This window comes from Akkermansia sp. NBRC 115031 (assembly GCF_030268505.1).
GTDB lineage: Bacteria > Verrucomicrobiota > Verrucomicrobiia > Verrucomicrobiales > Akkermansiaceae > Akkermansia > Akkermansia massiliensis.
Genome location: NZ_BSQU01000006.1, coordinates 186,027 through 205,555, shown reverse-complemented (window position 1 = coordinate 205,555; position 19,529 = coordinate 186,027). Strand labels below are relative to the sequence as shown.

Annotated in this window: 14 protein-coding genes and 1 tRNA gene; 3 read left to right on the top strand and 12 right to left on the bottom strand. The window is 60.6% G+C overall.

Features of this window, described 5'->3' with window-relative positions; all coding sequences use genetic code 11:
* Nucleotides 1-14: 14 nt before the first annotated feature.
* Genes QSJ36_RS09660 through QSJ36_RS09645 form a run of 4 tightly spaced genes read right to left on the bottom strand, consistent with a single transcriptional unit; the run spans nt 15 to nt 6,085 of the window.
* Nucleotides 15-2,213 (bottom strand): hypothetical protein, encoded by a 2,199-nt coding sequence (locus QSJ36_RS09660; RefSeq protein WP_215442769.1) that lies wholly within the window; start codon nt 2,211-2,213, stop codon nt 15-17.
* On the bottom strand, nt 2,210-4,192 hold the full coding sequence (locus QSJ36_RS09655; RefSeq protein ID WP_022397492.1) for a BatA and WFA domain-containing protein: 1,983 nt from the start codon (nt 4,190-4,192) through the stop codon (nt 2,210-2,212). The genes QSJ36_RS09660 and QSJ36_RS09655 overlap by 4 nt, the downstream gene beginning before the upstream one ends.
* 37 nt (nt 4,193-4,229) lie before the next feature.
* Nucleotides 4,230-5,174, bottom strand: coding sequence for a M28 family peptidase (locus QSJ36_RS09650; RefSeq protein WP_253232298.1), 945 nt, complete (start codon nt 5,172-5,174; stop codon nt 4,230-4,232).
* 23 nt (nt 5,175-5,197) lie between these two features.
* Complete coding sequence (locus tag QSJ36_RS09645; RefSeq protein WP_102721066.1) at nt 5,198-6,085, bottom strand: ParB/RepB/Spo0J family partition protein; 888 nt, start codon at nt 6,083-6,085, stop codon at nt 5,198-5,200.
* Between the two features lie 368 nt (nt 6,086-6,453).
* Between QSJ36_RS09645 and QSJ36_RS09640 the strand changes: the two genes are divergently transcribed.
* Entirely contained in the window at nt 6,454-6,780 is a 327-nt protein-coding gene (locus QSJ36_RS09640) for a hypothetical protein (RefSeq protein ID WP_022397489.1), read from the top strand.
* Nucleotides 6,781-6,883: 103 nt separating this feature from the next.
* Entirely contained in the window at nt 6,884-7,267 is a 384-nt protein-coding gene (locus QSJ36_RS09635; protein WP_285468513.1) for a hypothetical protein, read from the top strand.
* A 144-nt stretch (nt 7,268-7,411) separates the two neighbouring features.
* Here QSJ36_RS09635 and QSJ36_RS09630 read toward each other — a convergent pair whose 3' ends face one another.
* The 4 genes from QSJ36_RS09630 to QSJ36_RS09615 form a co-directional block, all read right to left on the bottom strand.
* Nucleotides 7,412-7,993 carry a putative peptidoglycan-binding domain-containing protein gene (locus QSJ36_RS09630; protein WP_285468511.1) on the bottom strand — a complete coding sequence of 194 codons (582 nt, stop codon included), beginning with the start codon at nt 7,991-7,993 and terminating at the stop codon, nt 7,412-7,414.
* A gap of 783 nt (nt 7,994-8,776) precedes the next feature.
* Nucleotides 8,777-8,851: transfer RNA gene (locus tag QSJ36_RS09625), tRNA-Thr, on the bottom strand.
* A 94-nt stretch (nt 8,852-8,945) separates the two neighbouring features.
* Nucleotides 8,946-11,087 (bottom strand): DNA gyrase/topoisomerase IV subunit A, encoded by a 2,142-nt coding sequence (locus tag QSJ36_RS09620; RefSeq protein WP_022397486.1) that lies wholly within the window; start codon nt 11,085-11,087, stop codon nt 8,946-8,948.
* A 115-nt stretch (nt 11,088-11,202) separates the two neighbouring features.
* Nucleotides 11,203-11,583, bottom strand: coding sequence for a hypothetical protein (locus QSJ36_RS09615; protein ID WP_022397485.1), 381 nt, complete (start codon nt 11,581-11,583; stop codon nt 11,203-11,205).
* Between the two features lie 374 nt (nt 11,584-11,957).
* Between QSJ36_RS09615 and QSJ36_RS09610 the strand changes: the two genes are divergently transcribed.
* Nucleotides 11,958-14,276: a hypothetical protein gene (locus QSJ36_RS09610; protein ID WP_285468509.1), complete on the top strand. Its 2,319-nt coding sequence runs from the start codon at nt 11,958-11,960 to the stop codon at nt 14,274-14,276.
* Between the two features lie 359 nt (nt 14,277-14,635).
* Here the strand turns inward: QSJ36_RS09610 and QSJ36_RS09605 are convergent, their stop codons facing one another.
* The 4 genes from QSJ36_RS09605 to QSJ36_RS09590 form a co-directional block, all read right to left on the bottom strand.
* Complete coding sequence (locus QSJ36_RS09605; RefSeq protein WP_022397483.1) at nt 14,636-15,886, bottom strand: ferrous iron transporter B; 1,251 nt, start codon at nt 15,884-15,886, stop codon at nt 14,636-14,638.
* A gap of 150 nt (nt 15,887-16,036) precedes the next feature.
* A complete protein-coding gene (locus QSJ36_RS09600; protein ID WP_102729135.1) occupies nt 16,037-16,525 on the bottom strand; it encodes a hypothetical protein in 489 nt (162 codons plus the stop codon).
* Nucleotides 16,526-16,544: 19 nt separating this feature from the next.
* On the bottom strand, nt 16,545-18,125 hold the full coding sequence (locus QSJ36_RS09595; RefSeq protein ID WP_102726820.1) for an arylsulfatase: 1,581 nt from the start codon (nt 18,123-18,125) through the stop codon (nt 16,545-16,547).
* Between the two features lie 98 nt (nt 18,126-18,223).
* Nucleotides 18,224-19,498 (bottom strand): AI-2E family transporter, encoded by a 1,275-nt coding sequence (locus QSJ36_RS09590; RefSeq protein WP_022397480.1) that lies wholly within the window; start codon nt 19,496-19,498, stop codon nt 18,224-18,226.
* Between the last annotated feature and the right edge of the window lie 31 nt (nt 19,499-19,529).

The following is a 19,529-nucleotide window of genomic DNA, read 5'->3' as shown; positions in this document are numbered from 1 at the left end:
CGGAGCGCACCGGGTCAGATGGTGCCGTTGAGTTTTCTGCCTATCCAGAACAGGGTGAGCAGGAAGAGAAGGGCCGCGAGCGTGTACGGGCTGCACCAGAGCAGGATGCGTGTTTCCATGGGCGGCGGCACGGGCAGCTCCTTGATTTCCTTGATGAGCTGCTGTATTTCCTCCGCCTTCACCATGCGTCCGCGCGTGATGGAGGTCATTTCCTCCATCAGGGCGGTATTGACGGGTTGGCCGGTTTTTTCCAGCGTCTCGCCCATGGTGATGACCGGAAGCGTGACGGATTTGTCCGGTTCCGCGGAGGATGAGGCGGTCAGCTTCCAGGTGCCGGGGCGGTTGATTTTGACGGAGGCGGTGAAGGAACCCCAGGTGTGGTCCATGTTGTCCATCTGCACGCGGCTGGTGGTGCCTTCCGGGGCGGTGATGTCCAGGAAGACTTCCCCGTTCTGGAGAGGCGCCCCCAGTTTGTCGGAGACCATGGCGTTGACGGTCAGCGTATCCCCCAGGCGGGGGCGTTCCGGGTTGGGAATCAGGCGGATTCTTTCCCCGGCGGCCATGTTGCGCTGGTAACTCATCCAGCGGGCCACCTGGCTCCAGAAGCGGTAGTGGTATTTGTCCTCCACGCCGCGCCGCCAGCGCCAGGCGGAGTCCGTCCCCATGAAGAGGACTTTTCCGTTGCCGTAGGACTGGGTGACGATGAGGGGAATGCGGCCGTAGGCGTTTTTGTCTGCCGCATGCACGGCCAGGACGGTGGTTCCGGCCTTGGGCCGTTCCACCGGGGCGTACCAGTTGAAGCCCGGCAGGTTGCGCCACACTTCCTCGTTTTCACCCTCCGTATCCGCCAGCATGGTAAGGAGGGAGCCGCGCCCCTCCGGCGTCAGGATGAGGGGGGAGGGGGCTGGCTGGGTGGTTCCCTCCGGCTTGGCGGTGAGGAACGTGACGGGCATCAGGTCTCCCAGCTCGGATTTCAGGAGTTCCATCTGCTTGCCCTGGTAGCCGGGCAGGAAGACGATGCCGCTGGCCTGGTTTTTCACCATGCCCTTGAGCAGGGCGGCCTGTTCCTCCGTCAGCCCCTTGGGGCCCAGCCCCACGTCTCCGATGAAGATGACGTCATACTGGGCCAGGTCTTCCATCCTGTCCGGGAATTTGACCAGGTAGCCGGGGCCTTCCCCCATTTCCTCCAGCCCCGGGTGAAAGAGCAGGGTATGCACGTCCACGCCCGGGTCGCGGTACAGGGCGTTCCGGATGAAGCGGTACTCCCAGCGCGGCAGCGTGTCGATCACCAGCACCTTGATGGATTCCCTCCTGCCGGCGATGCTGAAGGAGGAGGCGTTGTTGTTGTGCATCCGTTCCTGGGGCTGGACGGGGAGCTTGAGCTCCAGCGTTTCCGCCCCTTCCTTTTCTATCTTCCACAGGACGGCGTCGGACACTTCCCCCTGGGCCGGGATGGTGACCGTGCGGGTGACGGTTTTTCCGGTGTCCCTGGAGGCCAGGGTGAGCGTGGTGCGCGTTTCCTTGCCCAGCGTGCTTTTAATGGTGAAGGGGATCTGCACCGTCTCCCCGATGATGCCGTAGGTGGGGGCTTTCACGTCCTGGAGGGCCAGGTCGGGCAGGGGGTACGGACTGCCGGCGGGAATGATGAAGAGGGGAATGCCCCTGGTGCGCATGCGCTGGGCCTGCGTCAGCACGGAGGAGGAGGCGTTGTGGCCGCCGTCCGTGAACATGATGACCGCCCGCAGGTTGTCCGAGGATTGCATGGCGTCCTCCAGCGGCTTGGCCAGGTCCGTGCAGGCCATGGCGTAATCCGGGGAATCCGGCGGAGGGGGGGAGCCGAAGGCGGCGGATTCCACCACGTGCGTGTCTTTCAGGGATTCCGTGCTGTTGCCCTTGATCAGCTCCTGCGCGTAGGCCGTGCGGGTAACGACGTGCTGGGGGGTGATTTCCACGTCCTGCGTTTCCATGGAGCCGGAGCGGTCCTCCAGGATGGAGACCTTGGGCTTCTCCTGCGGGGCGGAGGTGACGACCCATTCCGGCTGGAAGAGCAGGAAGCAGATGGCCCCCAGAATCACCAGGCGCAGGAGTTCCAGCTTGAACGTCAGCGGACGGCGGTTGCGTTTGCAGGCGGTGCGGCTCATCCAGACGCCGGCCGCCATGACCAGGACGGCCAGGAGGACGCTTAAAGCGGTAGGTTGAAGGCTCAGGCTCATGGGCGGATGGTGGGGGAGGGACGTTTGGCCGTGTGCCTGGGCAGGCACAGGAAAGCTTCCAGCAGCAGGCAGGCGAGGGAAATGATGAGAAAGAGTTTCCAGGCCTCCTGCACCAGGGAGGGCGTTTCCGCCGTGCTCTGCATGGAGCTGATGGAGGCCTCCGGCAGAAGGAGGCGGAGCTTTTCATCCGTAATCTGGTCCGGATTGTCTTCCGACCAGGGGCGGTTCACGGCATAGGTCTGCGCTCCCAGGCGGTACACGCCTGCCGTGTCCGCCGGAGAGCCGGAGGGGTGGCTGCCCTGGGCGTTGTCCATGCGCACGGGGATGTCCGTGGCGGATTGCGGCAGGGCCGGGTCATTCACCCGGAGGGAGATGGAAGTGGAGAAGCGTTCCGCCCCGCGGTCCGCCATGCGCTGGAGCAGGGGGAGCAGCAGGTGGCCGTCCGCCAGGTTGGACCAGGAATATCTGGGCAGAGTCCCCAGGAACAGGGCGGAACCCGTTCCGGCCCTGACCTGGGCCAGGGCGCAGGTGCCGTCATCCCAGGAGGCCAGGGTGCGGTATTTGCCCAGCAGGGGCTTCCGGCGCACGGCGCGGAGCCGGTTGGCGGGAATGGCCGCCTGGTCGGAACCGTCCCGGAGGAATCCGCGCTGGCGGTCCCATGTTTCCAGGCGGTAGTACTCCTCGGGCGGGGCCGTTTCCATCGCTCCCCAGGAGACGCCCAGGAACGGATGCCGCGTGCCGTGGGCCGTATCGTCCGGCAGGAAGAGGACGATTCCCCCTTCTTCAATAAAGGCCAGTAGCTTTTCTTCCATTTCCGCGCGCGGCGGCGGTCCGTACCAGGCGACCATGGACTGGGAGGCCAGAGCGGCCTGCGCCGCCCGCGTGTTGCCGGGCATCGTGGCCTTCCTGTTGGGCAGGCCGGGAGGGGCGGACATCAGGGAGAGGGTTTTCCCCACTTCTCCGGAAGGGCCGCAGATCAGGATGTTGGCGAGGGGCCGGGGGGCGAAGGTGAAGAAAGAAATGTCATCCCTGGTGAAGTCGTCATGAGGCAGGGAAACGAAGCCGAAGCCGGATTCCTTCCCCTGCGGCAGCGGAATTTCCTTCCTGATGGCGGTGCTTTCCCCGGCCAGTTGCAGCGTGGCGGAGGCGGCGGCATTATCCACGGAAAGGTGTACCGGCACGTCCTCCGGCTGGTTGGGGTTGAAACCCTGGCGCAGCACCTCCAGGTCCAGCACCAGCCTGCCGTTGTTCACCTGGGCCTGCCTGACCCTGATGCCGCGGTTGCTTTCCGGCCTGTCGCGGAGGGCCATGATGCGGATGGAGGGGGGAATGGCCAGAGCGGCCAGCCGCTGGCGCACGCCGGGCCAGAGGGGGGAATCCGGCCTCCAGGAGGAGGCCTGCATGTCTGAGGCAATCCAGATTTCCGTCTTTCCGGAACCGGACTCCTCCAGATACGGGATGGCTTTTTGCAGCAGGGCCGGAATATCTGCGCCGCCGTCCGTGGTTTTGCTGACAGTCAGGTCCGCCAGGGCTTCCGGGGCGGGAATCTGGGTGACGGTTCCGGTGGCGGAATCAAGCAGGGACAGGCGGCAGTGGCCAAGCTGCGCAAAGGTGGATTCCACCAGCGGCGGGATGGCGTCCCGCAGGGAGTTGGTTTTGTCCGGCCGTGCGTCCATGGAGGCGGAACGGTCCAGAACCAGCAGGACTTCATTCAGTCCGGAACTCCCCCAGCCGAAGAAGCTGCTGAGCAGGGGCCGCGCAAAGGCCGTCACCAGCGCCGCCACGGCCAGGACGCGCAGCGCCAGAATCAGGTAGTGCAGCAGTTTTTTCGTCCCGCGGGTTTCCCTGGCGGCGCGGAGCAGGAATTCCATGGCCGCCCAATGGACGGAGCGGTGCCGCCACCTGTTGACCAGGTGAATGATGATGGGAATGGAGGCTGCAAAGAGGGCCCATAGCAGCCAGGGAGAGGTGAAGGACATGGGAGGATAGGGGTAGTTGGGGATTCAGGCCTGGTTGTCAGGTAGAGGGCGGGTCGGGCAGCAGCTGGCGGAGGATATGCAGGGTCATTTCTCCGGTTTGCTTGAAGGATTTCTCACCCAGAATGCCTATGTTGTCCTTGGACGTGTGCCACCAGTTGCCGTCCTGAAAATCGTCGATGATGTTCAGCGTATCCATGCCGAGGTCCATGAAGGGGACGTGGTCGTCCAGAATGGCGTAGCCGGAGACCCCCCATTCCTCCGGTGAATAGCCCAGTTCACGAATGGCGCGGGAATAAACCCGGTACATGGACTGGGGCGTCATGACCGGAATGCGTATCTTTTTTCCCTGCCGCCCGACCATGTCCAGGTTGATCATCCACTTGGGCAGCGGCTTCCGCATGGCGGCGGCATAGTGCTTGGAGCCGTACAGGCCGTCGTCACTGTCCATGTGTTCCGCAAAGCTCTCTTCTCCGTCAAAAAACACCAGCTCCAATTTCCCGGCGCGCGCGGGTTCCCCGGCCAGGATGCGGGCCGTTTCCAGAATGGCCGCTGCGCCGGAAGCCCCGTCATTGGCCCCGGTGAAGCCGGCAATGCCCTGCTTGGTGTCGATATGGCAGGTCAGCAGTCCCCGGACCGGAGCCTGGAAATCCGGCGCCTTGCCAAAGCGGGCCCGCAGGTTGACGAACTGGATGGGGCCCTTGGACGTTTCCTGTTCAAAGGATTGCTCCTGGCAGGTCCAGCCGTGTTTGGCCAGTTCCTTCTTCAGGTAGTCCAGTTGCTGGCGGTAGCCTGGAGTGCCGGAACCCCGGTCCCCCATCTCCGTCATCCGGGCAGCGTGGAACATGGCGTTTCCTCCGTTGAAGTGGGTTGTTTCCTGGAGCCGGGCGGGAATGGTTTCCGCACCCGGAAGGGGCGTTTCCACGGGATTTCCGCACTGCATCAGCAGGGCCGTGAGCAGGATGAGTCCGATGCGGGGCGTCATGGGAAAAAGACGGAGTGGAAGGTTTACTTGGAAGCGGACCATTCATCCTGGCCCAGAAGTTCAAGAATGCGGACGAATTCGGCCTTGCTGGAAAAGGTGATCTCAATGGAGCCCCGGCTTCCCTGTCCGGAAATATTTACCGGCGTGCCGAATTGTTTGGCGAGCACGCTGGAAATCTTCTTGTACTGCGGGGAGGAGGGCTTTCTGGCGGGAGCCGCCGGTTCCGGAGGATTGAGAAGCTTCTGGATGGCTTTCTCCGTCTGGCGCACGGTGTAGCCCTTGTTGACGATGTCGCGCCCGAGCTGGATTTGCTGGTCCTGGTTCTTGAGGGACAGGAGCACCTTGGCATGCCCCACGCTGATGAAGGCGTTGCCCAGCATGTCCTGGACCGCCTGGGGAAGATCCAGAAGCCGCATGCTGTTGGCTACGGCGGCGCGGGATTTGCCTACCCGCTTGGCGATGTCCCCCTGCTTCATGCGGAATTCCGTTTTCAGGCGCATGTAGCCGGAGGCCTCTTCCAGCGGGCTGAGGTTTTCACGCTGGAGGTTTTCAATCAGCGCCAGCTCCAGCACGTCCTTGTCGGAAGCCTTCCGGATGATGGCGGGCACGGTGGACAGGCCCAGGATGCCGGAAGCGCGCCAGCGCCTTTCCCCGGCAATGAGCTCATACTTGCCGCTTTCCGTTTTCCGGACGATCAGCGGCTGGATGATGCCGTGCTCCTTGATGGAGTCCACCAGCTCCGCCAGTTGTTCCGGGGTAAAGATGGCGCGCGGCTGGAGGGAGCTGGGAATAATGGAGGCATGGGATAATTGATGCACAACGTCTCCCGCCTGGGGAGCCGCCAAGGATTCACGAGACAGATTTTGATTGATAAGGGCGTCAAAGCCTTTCCCCAGAGCCGGTTTTGCCATAGCAGGGAAGAAACTAGCATGAACCGGTTCCGTTTTCAACAGGGTATTTGTTATCCGCAGCGGAAATTCCCGCGTGTGCGGCCGGTTTCATCCTCCATGTTCCCGGACGTGTCAGGCGTGTTGCGCCCCACCCCGCGGGCAGGTCAAAGATGGCGGTGCCTTGAACGGCCCGCTGCCGCCGCGCTGGTTTCCGGCAGGCTGCGGATATCCTGTCCCGTGCAGGGCAGGGGGCGTTTCAAGGCCATGAACCAACAAATGAACGAGATGAACAGCAATGAACAATCCTGCCATGGCGCGGGCTTTCCCTGCGGAACCGCTGCGGCGCAGCGCGCACCTGAATTCCTTGAACCCCTTGCCCCCGCCCGCCGATGAAGCTCAATCTGACGGAAGAACAAAAGAAAGCCGCTCTGGAAGCGGGAAAGCAGGGCATGAAAAACGCCTATGAGAAAAGCAAGTACCGGCCCGGATTGACGTGGTGGGAACGCCTCCTGTGGGTGGTTCTGGCGGGAGCGGCCTATGCGGCGTCCTCCCTCCTTTCCGGCTGCGGGCATACCATAGACGTGACTGCGGAGCGGACGGAGATATGCAGGGACGGCGCGTGCCTGGTGCTGGAACCGGGGCGCCTGTCCTATTCCCAGGCCCAGCCGGAGACGGAGGTACAGCCTGTGATCCAGAGAATCCGGAAAGGCAAATGATTCCGTGCCGTCCGGTCCGCAACCTGCCGGGACAAGCGGTTCTGCATGAGCCGTCCCGGCGGGAATTGCGGAAGTGAATGGCCTGTGGCGAAAGGGGGATGGCATGAACGCTTTATCAGCCGCCGCCGCCTATTATCTGGCTGCGGGCAGGAGGGAAGAAGAGCTGGATGAGGATGGGCGCTGCCAGGATGTCTATGTCCGTACCCCGGAGCTTGTCCTGATGGCGCGCCGGGTGGATTCCTCCGCTCCTTTCGGCAGGATTATCGATGTCCGCTGCCGGTTTGAACCGGAACGGTGCGACGCCTGGCATCTCCATTTTCTGGCGGGAGAGGTGCGGGAACTGTTGACTTATGAACGGGAAATTCTTTCCCTGCCATGGATTCTGACCCAGCATGGCAAGCGCGGGGACGGGCGGCTGATGAAGTTGTCTTCTTCCCGGTTCTGCCGCCTGCTGGCGGCGTCTGCGGTTGCCGGACCGCTCTCCTGACCCTGTTGAAGAAACGGAAGCATCCATGCGGAAAACCGCATGGATGCTTTTGTTGCATGCTGGAGGACGCCCTGATGAAAGCATTCTAGGCATTCAAAGGCGCCGGCCGTTTCCCGGTTCGCGGCATTTCTGGTGAAAGTCCTGCTAGGCCAGGGCGGCGGCGAACTCGTAGGCATTTTTACAACGGTTCCGCCAGCCATTACCGAAGGTGCTGAACTGCCTGCATGAACAATAAAACGACTCGCGTCGCTCGTAAAGGCTGTCAAGGAGTTTGCGTTCTCCGGATTCTGCAAGAACGGTTTGCAGCGTTTGCCGGGTTTGTTTTCCGGGAATGCCGTCCACGGCAATTCCGGCGCCGTGGTCGTTCAAGGCTCGCTGCAATATCTTCCCGGTGTTCTTGCTGCCGGAATTGAAATAATGGTCCCGCAGGAAGAACTCAATGCCCGGATGGGCGTCAGAACCAATCCAGGAACGGACGGCGGCGGTATTGTCCAGAATATATTGAAGACAGCCTTCCCAGGCTTCTTCCTGTTTTCCGGCGTCAAGCAAGGCTTTGAGGAGGTTGAATACGGCGGGTTCAAAGCCGTCGCAGATGCCGCAGATTTCCCACTTGCCGCCCTTGTCAGCGGCAGGAAGGCGGGAAACGCGCAGGGAGGCCGGCCCGGTGACGCGATCGTCTTCAAAGCGGAGAATGGCCGCAGCCATCTTTTTTTCTGTAGTATTCATAGGTTCCAATAATGGTGGAGGTTCGGCGGACCTGCAATGAATGCGTCTTCAAGGGGAAAAATGGCTTTTTGACCTGCCGTTTTCCATCAATGAACGGTCCGCCGCTTGAGCTGCATGCACGGCTGCCGGGGATAAATGAGGCGTCTCCGGAGCGGTTTGATGCGTCCCTGCATGGGGGTGCCGTTCTTTCCCCGGCGGCGCTGGGCCCTTTATTCCTAGGCTATTCATGAACCATTGAAAATAAAAAGCATAACGCCTGAAATTCACAAAACCCGGTGAGGGATAGTGATTCCTTCCATTTCCGGAGATTGGCGGCATTAAAGACGCCGTGGAATCGTTTCCGGATATTCCCCGGACTCTGGGAGCCATTCAGGAAAGTGGCGCTCCTCTCCGAAGCATGGCACAGGGGTTTTCCGCGACTGCTTCGGTGCACCCGGAATTTATTATGCGCAAAAAGGATGATTAAGTCTTGCGTCCCGTTGGGAATGGTGCCACAGTCAAAGGACTTTACGTTAGGATACTTCGCCCCTTGGCCTCCGTGCCAGGGGGCTTTTTTATGAATGCGGCCCGTCGTGTTCCGGATACTGCGGGCGGTATGAACTCCTGCCTCCGTTTCCGGTTCAGGATGGGCGTAATCGGAAACGGCATGCCGCGCATTCCCGTTTCAGGACAAATCCGGAGGGAACGGCCTTTTCCGTTTTGACGTGCGGCCTGACGTGGGACTGGGTTCTCCCTGGCAAGAAAAAGAAAACCCCTCAAGCGGTGAACTTGAGGGGTTTATAATGGAGCCGCTTGTCAGATTTGAACTGACGACCGTCCGCTTACAAGGCGGGTGCTCTACCACTGAGCTAAAGCGGCGTGGTGAATGAGGTGGCCCATATCTACAGAAGATGGCCCATGGTGGCAAGCCGAAAATGGGGTGGCAGGCATGGCGCGCCTCATTTTAACCGCTTCAGGAGTCAAACAGGGAGCCCTGCTCCAGTGCCGGTCCGGCAGGAGGTTCCTCCGGTCCGGGAGATGTTCCGGCCTGCGGCGTCTCCGTATCCGGAACGGACGTGTTTTCCGCCTGTTCCGTGGCAGCGGAAGGGGAGGGCGTTTCTTCCTCCGTTTCCTCGTCTCCGGTTTTCGCCGGGGGCATGATGCGGGAGACGCGCTCCACGGGATGTTTGGTAATGATGTTGCCTTGGACCCCGCGGTTTTTAATCCTCAGGTCCGCGAAGTGGAAGGGCCTGACCAGGTTGCGGAGTTTCAGCACGGCCTTCAGATAGACGTTCACGCTGATCTGGGAGCTGTTTTCCTCCGTTTCATGCACGGAGAAGTGGAAGATGCGCGTTCCCTTCGCGCCGCGGGTGAGCGGGTATTCCTTGTCCCTGGTGAAGCCGCCTATGCGGAAGCGCTTGGCGTACACGGGGCCGTCCCTTCCGTCCCGGTAGATCAGGTTGAACACGGGGTCATCATCCTTCTTGATGACGGAAATATAAAGGGGGTTCTTACCGGCGAAGAATTTGTCCTGAATCCGCACGATCTTGAGCACGCCCGCGCTGTCGATGACCAGCACGTCGTCCAGCGTGGAGCATTTGCAGACGGGGTTTCCCTTCTTGACGCCGTACCCGGCGAAGCCTTCTTCGTCAATATACAGCGTTTCATTGGCCACGGCCACCTGGGCGCGGTCCACGGAGCCGAAGGAGGAGATTTCCGTTTTCCTGGGATAGGCCGCGCCGTACTTCTTGCGCAGGGCTTCAAACCAGCGGATGGTGAATTTGGTGAGCTGGCTGAGGTTCTTCTGCGTCTGTTCAATGTCCGCTTCAAGCTGCCGGATGTGCTGGTCCGCCTTGAACGCGTCAAACTTGGAAATGCGCTTGATTTTAATTTCCGTCAGCCGCACCAGGTCGTCCCTGGTGATGGGCGCGCGCAGCTGGGCGGCAAACGGCTGCAATTCCCGGTCAATGGTGCCGAGCACTTCCTCCCACGTCTCGGAATCTTCAATGGAGAGGTAAATGCGGTTTTCAATGAAAATCTTTTCCAGGCTTGCCTGGTGCCATGCCTCGTTCAGTTCCTTGAGGCGTATTTCCTGTTCCTGGCGCAGGATTTCCCTGGTGGAGTCCGTGTTGTAGCGCAGGATGTCGCTCACGCACATGAACCGGGGCTTTTCCTCCACGATGACGCAGGCGTTCGGGGAGATGCTGACCTCGCAGGCGGAGAAGGCGAACAGGGCTTTCCTGGTCTGCTCCGGGTCCGCTCCGGCCGGGAGATGCACCAGGATGTCCACGTGCTGGGCCGTATTGTCCTCGATGCGGGCTATTTTGATCTTCCCCTTTTCCGCGGCGGAGACGATGGTATCAATCAGGATTTCCGTGGTGACTCCGAACGGAATTTCCGTGATGCGGAGAAGCTTCTTCGATTCCGTGAGGATGCGCGCCCGGATGCGGACGCGCCCTGTGCCGCGTTCCCCGTCCCGGTAGTTGGTGGCGTCCATCACGCCTCCGGTCGGGAAGTCCGGCAGAAGCTGGAAGGGCTGGCCGCGCAAGTGCGCGATGGAGGCTTCAATCAGTTCGTTGAAATTGTGGGGAAGAATTTTGCTGGAAAGGCCTACGGCAATGCCTTCCGCTCCCTGGGCGAGGAGCAGGGGGAATTTGACGGGAAGGCTGACCGGCTCCTTGTTCCTGCCGTCATAGGAAAGCTGCCATTCCGTGACCTTCGGGCTGAAGACGACCTCACGGGCGAAGGAGGTGAAGCGCGCTTCAATGTAGCGGGAGGCCGCCGCGGGATCCCCGGTCAGGATGTTGCCCCAGTTCCCCTGCGTGTCAATGAGCAGCCCTTTCTGTCCCAGCCCCACCAGCGCGTCCGCAATGGAGCGGTCGCCGTGCGGGTGGAATTTCATCGTGTCCCCCACGATGTTCGCCACTTTACTATAGCGCCCGTCGTCCAGCCGGTCCATGGCGTGCAGGATGCGGCGCTGCACGGGCTTGAACCCGTCATTGATCTTGGGTACGGCCCGTTCCAGGATGACGTACGAGGCGTAATCCAGAAAGTAGTCGGCATACATGCCTTCCACGGACTGGCTCGCGGGAGCAATGTGGGCGGGTTGAGTCACGGGCGCAAATATTAAAGGAATTGTTCCGGAGGGGCAAGTGCGATCTCCGGAAAGAAAATAACCGGCCTTCCGTTAAGGAAAGCCGGTTACCGGAAAAAGGAATGGCTAAACGCAATCAGGCCTGTTTGGCCGTAAGTCTGTTTTTGAGTTCCTCCGCTTCGGCGCGTAGGGTGTCGAGCTTGGTTGTCTGGGCTTCAAGGTCGGCGATTTCTTCCAGGACTGCTGCCAGGCGGCGCAGGTCCGCGGGCTGGGCCGCAGCGAGAGGCTGAGCTTTGGGAGCGGCTGTATTTTTGGTGCCGGGCTTGCGGCCGCGCTTGGCCTTGGTGGCCTTCATCCAGCTTGAAATGGTTACCGTGCTGATGCCGAAGCGTTCAGCGGCTTCCTTCTGGGCGCCTCTTTTGTTCTGAGTTTTCCGTTCAGCGATGAAGTCAAGAACGGATTGTTTTTCTTCAGGCGTATAGCGCCTCTTGTTTTTGGTGCTGTCGTTGGAGTTCATGATATTGACGAGTGGCTATTTGTTTAATCAAAGGTCCGTAGGGTAGCAAGCAAAAAGAGCAAGTATTTTGACATAATTTAAAAGACTGTTTAAATATAGGGGGCATATTGTTGACGTTCAGAGGTAATATGCTTATTTTATTCATGATTTTTATTATTTAAAATTTGAATTGTTTAACATTCCGTGCAAGGGCGCTTGCGGGATGTTTAAACGCTTTTTCATTTTCTGCGCCGCATGAAGTCTTTTTCCCTGAATTCCTTGTTGAATCAGGAGTTCCGGAGAATTTCGCGTCCCTTCGTCAGTCCGGATTTTGAGATTGCAGGAGCCGGAGGGATCGTGTAAAATCACCCCAATCTTCCAGCCATTTTATCATCATGACCGACCAGCCAGAAACCCCGTCTTCTCCAGAGGCTCCCAAATTACGCCGCCGCCTGGTAACGGCAGCCCCTGCGGCAGCGCCCAAAGTAAAGTTTGCTTCCCCCGCCGCGGAAGGCGTGGAAGTTGCCAAACCGCGTTTCCTCACTCCTGAATTGCAGGCCAAGCTGGCCCAGGAACAGGAGGAAGCCGCGCGCCGTGCCGCAGAACAGGCGGAGGCGGACAGGATTGCGGCGGAAAAGGCGGCAGCCGAGCAGGAGGCCGCCCGCATCGCTGCGGAAAAAGAGGCGGCCAGAATAGCCGCCGAGGAGGAAGCCGCCAGAATCAGGGCGGAGCAGGAGGCCGCGGAAGCCGCTCGCATTGCCGCGGAGAAGGAAGCGGCCCGTGTGGCGGCGGAAGAGGAAAGGGCCCGTCTTGCGGCGGAACAGGAGGAAAAGGAAGCCGCTTCCCAACCATTGCCCGGTCCGGCGGTGGATGCCCAGATTCAGGATGCCCTTGCCAAGGTGGCGGAGGCCCAGAAAGCCCTGGCGGACGCGCAGGCCGCTGCCCTGGCGCAGGCCGCCGGCGTGGCTCCCGCTGCCGTTCAGGCGCCTGAACCGGCTGCTCCGGCGTCTGCCGCGGCTTCCACAGGCTCCATTCCCAAATTGAAAGTTTTAAAGACTTCCCCGGCTCCTGCCCCGGCGGAGGAAGCTCCTGCCGCCGCCCCGGCGGAAAGTGCCGTGCCCCGGTTGAAGGTGCTGAAATCCCCTGCGGGGACCGCGCCCGTTCCTTCCGTGGCGTCTGCCGCGGCTTCCCAGCCCGTGGCTGCCGCATCCGTTTCTCCCACCGCCAGCGTTCCCCTCGCGGGCACGGGCGGCATCCAGCCGCCTGCCGGCACGGAAACCACCCGGGAAATGGTCGCCTCCGTGGATAAATCCAAATCCCTGCTGAGGGGCGTCATTTACGGGGTATGCGCCCTGGTGCTTGCCGCTGCCGGGGTAGGAATTTATGCTTGGCATACCAACAGCAAGAAAGACCAGGTGGAAGGGGAAAACGCGCGCCTGAATGCACTGGTGGTGGAAGGCGGCAAACTGGGCCGCAGCCGTCTGTTTGATTCCAAAAATCTCAGCCGCGTTCCGGACGTGAAGGTGGTGCCCAATGCGGAGGACGCCGCCCTGCTCCTAGCCAATGTGAGGGGAGCCAAGGGAAACCGGGAAAACTGGCCCGGCGCCGCCCACCTGGTTTCCATCATGGCCCAGATGGATGACAACATCGCACGCCAGGTGGTGGAAGACATGAAGAAAAACGTCGGCAGGTACAGCAAGGAGAAATACTCCATGATGGTGACGCTGCTGGCCAAATCTTCCAGCCCCGCCATGCGCGACATGCTGAAAGACCTGTACGCCTCCATCAGTGATAGCAAGAACAAGAAAATTCAGGACAAGCAGGCCGTGGTGCTCAAGTACATGCGCTTTGCCATGAAGCTGGACGACCTGGACGACGTCATGAAGATTCTCCAGCAGAAGGATGCTTCCCAGGACCTGGTTTCCTCCGCCTTCCGCACGGCCCGCTACCTGATTGACGAAGCCCCCCCGGCCAAGCGCATGGCGCTCTCTTCCAAGCTGCTCCAGTACCAGAAGAACATGCCGGAGGAAAACGTCAAGGTCCTCTACAAGCTGCTGGCCCGCACCGGCGATCCCAAGGTGCTGGACATGATGGAAAAGAGCTACAAGGAAGACCCCAAGAAGGCGCTCGCCATCATCACCGCCTGGGGGGACTGGAACACGGATGACGCCGTTCCGTACCTGTTCAAGGCGTGGAAGGATGAATCCCTGCATGAACGCGTGCGTTCCCAGGCCCATGATTCCATTCTCCGCGTGCTCTCCGTGGACCGTGACCGGGATGACAACGCCACGCTCAAGCTGTTCGAGCCCCTGATAGCGGACGCCAAGACGAGCGAACGCCGCCAGTTCCTGGTTTCCGCCTTCAAGAGGCTCAGCAACCGCCCCTATGTGATCCGCCTGCTGGGCCGCATCAAGCAGACGGCGGAAGACCACAGGAATGTGGTGGAACCCAAGTTCCAGGCCGCAGAGGAAGCCCTGTTCAAGGCGGAGGACAAATTCAAGGCCAACCCGAACGATGCCGCCGCCAAGGCTGATTATGAAGCCAAGGAAAAAATCTATAATGAGCTGGCCAGCCAGAAAACAGGGGAAGACAAGGTAATTACGGCGGTGGACAAGGCCCTGGAAAAGGTCAGGAAGACGCCTGTGCCCACCAGGAAGGCCGCTTCCTCCGATGACAGGGAGGACGACGAATCTTCCGTCATCAAGACGATTTAAACGGCTTCATTAGACGTATCCGGAACCGGAGGGAGGACATCCCTCCGGTTTTTGTATGTAAGGGAATTCCCTTCGCTGCCGGAAACGAGGATTCCTTGTTCCCGGTACACGATGGGCTCCTCCCTGGGAACAAGTGGCTCCTGCTCCTTGCCAGCGGTGGCAAAAAACGGAAGAAGGAAAGCTCTCTTCCGTTGACTGTGGAGCCAGACCGAATCCGAAGGCCGGATGGCCTTCGCTCCCAGGAGGGGGGGCAGTAGCGTTGCCGGGAAGGGACGGACTTTCCAGGGGCGTATGGCATTTCCCCGCCATTCCGGCCTGCCGGAAATATTTCCTGCCGCCGTTTTTTCCGCATCCGGCTCTTACAGGAACAGTCCTGTTTGGTACACCAGCGTAGCTGTCAGAAACCCCAGCAGGGTCAATCCACCGAATTGCGCCAGAGCAAACCACCAGGTGCCAGCTTCCCTTTTGGCGACGGTGACGGTGCCGATGCAGGGGAGGGCGATCAGGCAGAACATCATGATGCTGATGCCCTGGAGGGGGGTGTAGCTGGCTTTAAGGCGGGCGTTCAGGGTCTGCTGGGCTGCCGGGCCGGAGTCCCCGTCCTGCACCGCATAGAGAATGCCCATCTGGGTGACGAAGATTTCCTTGGCCGCAAAAGCGCCCAGAAGAGCGGAATTGATCTTCCAGTCAAATCCGGCCACTTGCGTGACGGGTTCCATCCAGTGGCCTATTTGTCCGGCGTAGGAATGTTCCATGGCCGCTGCCGCATTCGGCGCGGTTCCTTCCTCCGGCCTGGGGTAGGTGTTCAGGAACCACAGGATGATGGAGGCCCCCAGAATGAAGGTTCCCGCCTTCCGGACGTACATGAAGGCCCGCGACCACATCAGGGCGCCCACCTTCCGCAGGGAGGGGAGGCGCAGGCGCTTCATGTGGTGGAGAGAGTCCCTCTGGGCGGTCTTGAAGAGCGTGTTTTTCAGGAGCCGGGCGCAGCACAGGGCCAGAAGGACGCCGCTGGCGTAAATCCCGAACAATACGGTGGCCTGCAGGCGGGAGGGAAACAGGGCGGAGACGAACATCATGTAAATCGGCAGGCGACCCGCGCAGCTCATCATGGGCAGGACGGCGATGGTGACCAGGCGGTCGTTGCGCGCTTCAATCCTCCGGGTGGACAGGATGGCGGGAACCGAGCAGCCGAAGCCCAGCAGGAGGGGGGCAAAGCTGCTGCCGTTCAGGCCCATGATTTTCATGATGCGGCTCATGAGGCGGGAGACCCGCATCATATATCCGCTGTTTTCCAGCAGGGTGATGGCTCCGAAGAGCAGCACCACGTTGGGAAGAAAGGCCAGCACGCCGCCTACGCCGCCCACCACGCCTTCCCCCAGCAGGGATTGCAGGCGGGGCCACGGTTCCAGCATGCGGCAGGCCCAGATGCTGAACATCTGCGTGCCTGTCTGGATGAGCCTGACCAGAGGGTCGCCGATGGCGAAGCTCAGGAAGAAAATGATGTAAACGATGCACAGGAAGATAAGGGAACCCCATATCCTGTGCATCAGGACGGCGTCCAGCCTGGTTCTCCACCTGTTGTCCTGCGCCTCTGCCTCCCGTTCCATAAATTACCGGGGAGTAACTTAGAACCTGCGAATTTGACAGGCAAGCTTAAAATCCCGGATTTGCGGGAAGGCGGCCGGGCCGTTTGGCCGGCTTTGAGCCGGTGCCTGTTCCGGATTGTTTCCCAGGGAACTGCGGAAGCCCGGCTTCTGCTAGCGGCGCATGGCCGCAAGCCCCTGAATGAACAGAATGGCCGCCGTGCAGCCGAAGACCATGGAGGGCAGGCGCTGGAGCATATATAGCGGGTCCGTGGAGTCGTTCCCGTAAGAGGGGAAGATGAAAGCCATGACCAGTGCAATCAGGGCCAGGCCCCATGCCAACCAGGACACGGCGGGGACGGCAGTGCCGGAGCCAGCGGCAGTGAGCCGGGAGCGGCTTGTTTCCCTGAGGTCGCGCCCATCCGCGTCCCGTCCGGAAGAAGCCGGCTGCTTTTTCTTGACGGGGGGCAGGGATGCCGGTGTTTTTACGGCGTTTTCCGGTTTCTGCCCGGAGGGGGAAGAGGGGGCTTCCCCAAAGGGAAGCCCCGTTTTAACGTGAATCAGTACGCCGCACGCCGTGCAGTGCATGCCGGCTTTTTCATCCAGCCCGGCCGGGTAGGTATACCCGTGCCCGCACAGGGAGCATGTGGCGGATTCTCTCATGATTCAGGCTGAATGGGTGTTAGTCGTCCAGCGGAAGGAGGTCCGCCCTGTCGGCCTTGGTTTCCGGCCTTTGGCGGATTTCCTGGAGCTTGGCTTTCATCTGCTCGCAGATGTCCGGATGCTGGGCTGCTACGTTGTTGAGTTCCTTCGGGTCCTTTTCCAGGTCGAACAGGCTGCCGCCTTCCGGGGACTTGGTCATTTTCGCTCCCAGTCCGTTGATCCCGTCGCGGATGGCTACGCCGGCGGGAATGAACTTCCACTTGCCGTGGCGGATAGCCAGAGCCTTGCCGGTGCTGTTGATGACGTGGTAGTCGCGTCCCTTGGCGGATTTGCCCAGGAGGGCGGGGATCACGTTTTCAGAGTCGCGGAAGGAATTGGCCTTGCCGGGTTCCAGAAGCTGTTCCAGGGAGGCGGCCAGGTCCATTTGGTTGAACAGGGCCTTGCTCGTCGCTCCGGGTTTGACTACTCCGGGCCATTTGACGATGAACGGAATGCGGGAGCCACCTTCCAGAATGCTGTATTTGCCGGCGCGGAAGGGGCCTGCCGGGGAGTGGGTGGCGTTGTCCCGGACGGCAAAATCCTTGTAGCCGTCGTCCAGCACGGGGCCGTTGTCGCTGGAGAAGATCACCAGGGTGTCCTTTTCCAGTCCGGCTTTTTGTAGGGCTTCCGTGATGCGGCGGACGCAGTCGTCCAGTTCCACGGTAACGTCCCCCCGCACGCCATGCTGGCTCTTGCCCACAAAGCGTTTTTCCGGGCAGCGCGGCACGTGGATATCATGCGTGGCGAACATCAGGAAGAACGGTTCCTTGGCCTTGGCGCTCTTCTGGATGTATTCAATGGCCTTGTTCGTGATCACATCCGCGTTTTCCTCATCCTTCCACAGGGCGCTCTTGCCGCCCTTCATGAAGCCGATGCGGCCGATGCCGTTGATGATGGCCTGGTTGTGCCCGTGGCTCCACATGAGTTTGAGCTGGTCCTTGTTGTCCTTCCCGTTCGGAAGACCGGGGAAGTTGTGCTGGTAGGACACTTCAATGGGGTCGTTCGGGTCCAGGTTGCGGACGTTGCCGTTTTCCAGAATCACGCAGGGAACGCGGTCGCCCGTGGCGGCGAAGATGAAGCTTTCATCAAAGCCGATTTCGTTAGGGCTGGGGGCGATGTGCTTGTTCCAGTCAATCTTCTTTCCCTTTTCCCCCAGGCCCAGGTGCCACTTGCCCACCATGTAGGTTTTATAGCCGTGGGATTGGAGCATCTTGGGCAGCGTGGGCTTCTTGGTGTCAATAATCAGGGCGGCGTCCCCCGGCAGAATGCCCGTGCCTTCCTTGCGCCAGGGATATTCCCCGGTGAACAGGGCATAGCGGGAGGGAGTGCAGACGGAGGTGGTGGAATAGGCGTCCGTAAAGCGGACGCCCTGCTTGGCAAGCTTGTCAATGGAAGGGGTGGGAATCCCCTTGGCTCCATAACAGCCTACGTCTCCATAGCCGAGGTCGTCAGCGTAAATCATGACGATGGCTTTGGGCGGCTTGACCTGGGGCGTGGTGGCGGCCGGGCAGGCCGCCGCCGCCGCCAGGGCAAGCATCAGGTGTAATGCGGGTTTGTTCATGTTGTCAGGTGTGTGTGTTGTTGCGGTTGATCAAAAGATGGTTGGAAAAATGCCGGGATTCTGCCGGGGGAAGGGCCGCGCGGTCTTGGCTGGCGCTTTTAATGAGGTTCCTCCGGCGGCGGCAGGGGCTCCGTCATGGGGCGCATGCTGGCATTCTGCCAGATGTAACGCTTGTAGAGAACCTTGATGGCGGCCGTCAGCGGGACGGCCAGCAGCGCGCCGATCAGGCCGCCCAGGATAAGCGTCCAGATCAGCACGGAGAACATGACCGTGAGCGGATGAAGCTCCACGGAATCCCCCACGATTTTCGGCTGGATGACCCATCCGTCAAACTGGTTGACGGCCAGGAAGATGCCGGAAACGATCAGCACGTGCTGGAAGTCTCCCCACGTAAACCAGGCCAGCAGGACCGCGGGAATGAAGGCGGTGATGATGCCCAGGTAGGGCACGATGCCCAGCACGCAGACCGCCGCGCCGATGGTGACGGCGTACGGCAGGCCGAGCAGTTTCAGGCAGATGGCGATCAGGATGCCTTCAATGATGCTCACCAGCATCTGGCCGCGGAAGAAGGAAATCAGGTATCCGTTGATTTCCTCCATGGTGTCCACCACGTCCTTTCTGAATTTGGAGGCCTTCAGCGGCAGGATGCTGGGCCATTTCTCCCTGATCTTATCCGCTTCCAGCAGAAAATAAAAGGCGAAAATGGGCGTGATCAGGATGCTCACCATGATGCCTATGGTGCTGTACAGGGCCCTTCCGCCGGAAGTGAGCCAGCTCATCAGCTTGTCCTGGTAAAAGGAGGAATTGATGGTCATGTACGCCCCCAGTTTTTCCCGGGCGGTCCGGGCGTTTCTCAGGTCGTGGACCTCCGCGTCCGTATAATGGCCGGTATTCAGTTCCCGCAGGCTGGTGCTGTAAACGCTGTCAATGGTGCGGGAGATGAAGGGAATTTCAATGGTGGAGTCAATCAGCTCGGAGGTCTTGTCCCAGAGCTCCATCCGGTTGTCGATCAGCTCATCCGTCTGCCGGATCAGGGGAGGGAGGATAGTGGCGCCGAAGCCCACCAGGACGGCCAGAGCCGCGAACATGACCGTGACCACGGCCCAGGGGCGGGAGAATCTGAAGTGCACCAGCCAGGAGACGATGGGTTCCAGCAGGTAGGCCACCACGGCGGCAATCAGGATGGGCAGGAGCACCGGTTCCAGAAAGCCCAGGAGTTTCACCACTTCAAAGATGACGAAGGCCGCGATGCACAGCATCACCAGGATGGCGACGCCCGTCAGGGCGTACCAGCAGGTCTTTTTCTGGAAGGGTGAGGGAATGCGGCAGTCGCCGGCGGCTTCCTGTGAATCCTGTTGCTGTGCGTCGTTCATGCCGGTGGTAGAGAGATGGCTGGATAGGGGC

Excerpts from the sequence above, each read along its gene's own strand:
- QSJ36_RS09660 (WP_215442769.1), bottom strand. The coding sequence starts at position 2,213 with ATGAGCCTGAGCCTTCAACCTACCGCTTTAAGCGTCCTCCTGGCCGTC.
- QSJ36_RS09655 (WP_022397492.1), bottom strand. The coding sequence starts at position 4,192 with ATGTCCTTCACCTCTCCCTGGCTGCTATGGGCCCTCTTTGCAGCCTCC.
- QSJ36_RS09650 (WP_253232298.1), bottom strand. The coding sequence starts at position 5,174 with ATGACGCCCCGCATCGGACTCATCCTGCTCACGGCCCTGCTGATGCAG.
- QSJ36_RS09645 (WP_102721066.1), bottom strand. The coding sequence starts at position 6,085 with ATGGCAAAACCGGCTCTGGGGAAAGGCTTTGACGCCCTTATCAATCAA.
- QSJ36_RS09640 (WP_022397489.1), top strand. The coding sequence starts at position 6,454 with ATGAAGCTCAATCTGACGGAAGAACAAAAGAAAGCCGCTCTGGAAGCG.
- QSJ36_RS09635 (WP_285468513.1), top strand. The coding sequence starts at position 6,884 with ATGAACGCTTTATCAGCCGCCGCCGCCTATTATCTGGCTGCGGGCAGG.
- QSJ36_RS09630 (WP_285468511.1), bottom strand. The coding sequence starts at position 7,993 with ATGAATACTACAGAAAAAAAGATGGCTGCGGCCATTCTCCGCTTTGAA.
- QSJ36_RS09615 (WP_022397485.1), bottom strand. The coding sequence starts at position 11,583 with ATGAACTCCAACGACAGCACCAAAAACAAGAGGCGCTATACGCCTGAA.
- QSJ36_RS09610 (WP_285468509.1), top strand. The coding sequence starts at position 11,958 with ATGACCGACCAGCCAGAAACCCCGTCTTCTCCAGAGGCTCCCAAATTA.
- QSJ36_RS09605 (WP_022397483.1), bottom strand. The coding sequence starts at position 15,886 with ATGGAACGGGAGGCAGAGGCGCAGGACAACAGGTGGAGAACCAGGCTG.
- QSJ36_RS09600 (WP_102729135.1), bottom strand. The coding sequence starts at position 16,525 with ATGAGAGAATCCGCCACATGCTCCCTGTGCGGGCACGGGTATACCTAC.
- QSJ36_RS09595 (WP_102726820.1), bottom strand. The coding sequence starts at position 18,125 with ATGAACAAACCCGCATTACACCTGATGCTTGCCCTGGCGGCGGCGGCG.
- QSJ36_RS09590 (WP_022397480.1), bottom strand. The coding sequence starts at position 19,498 with ATGAACGACGCACAGCAACAGGATTCACAGGAAGCCGCCGGCGACTGC.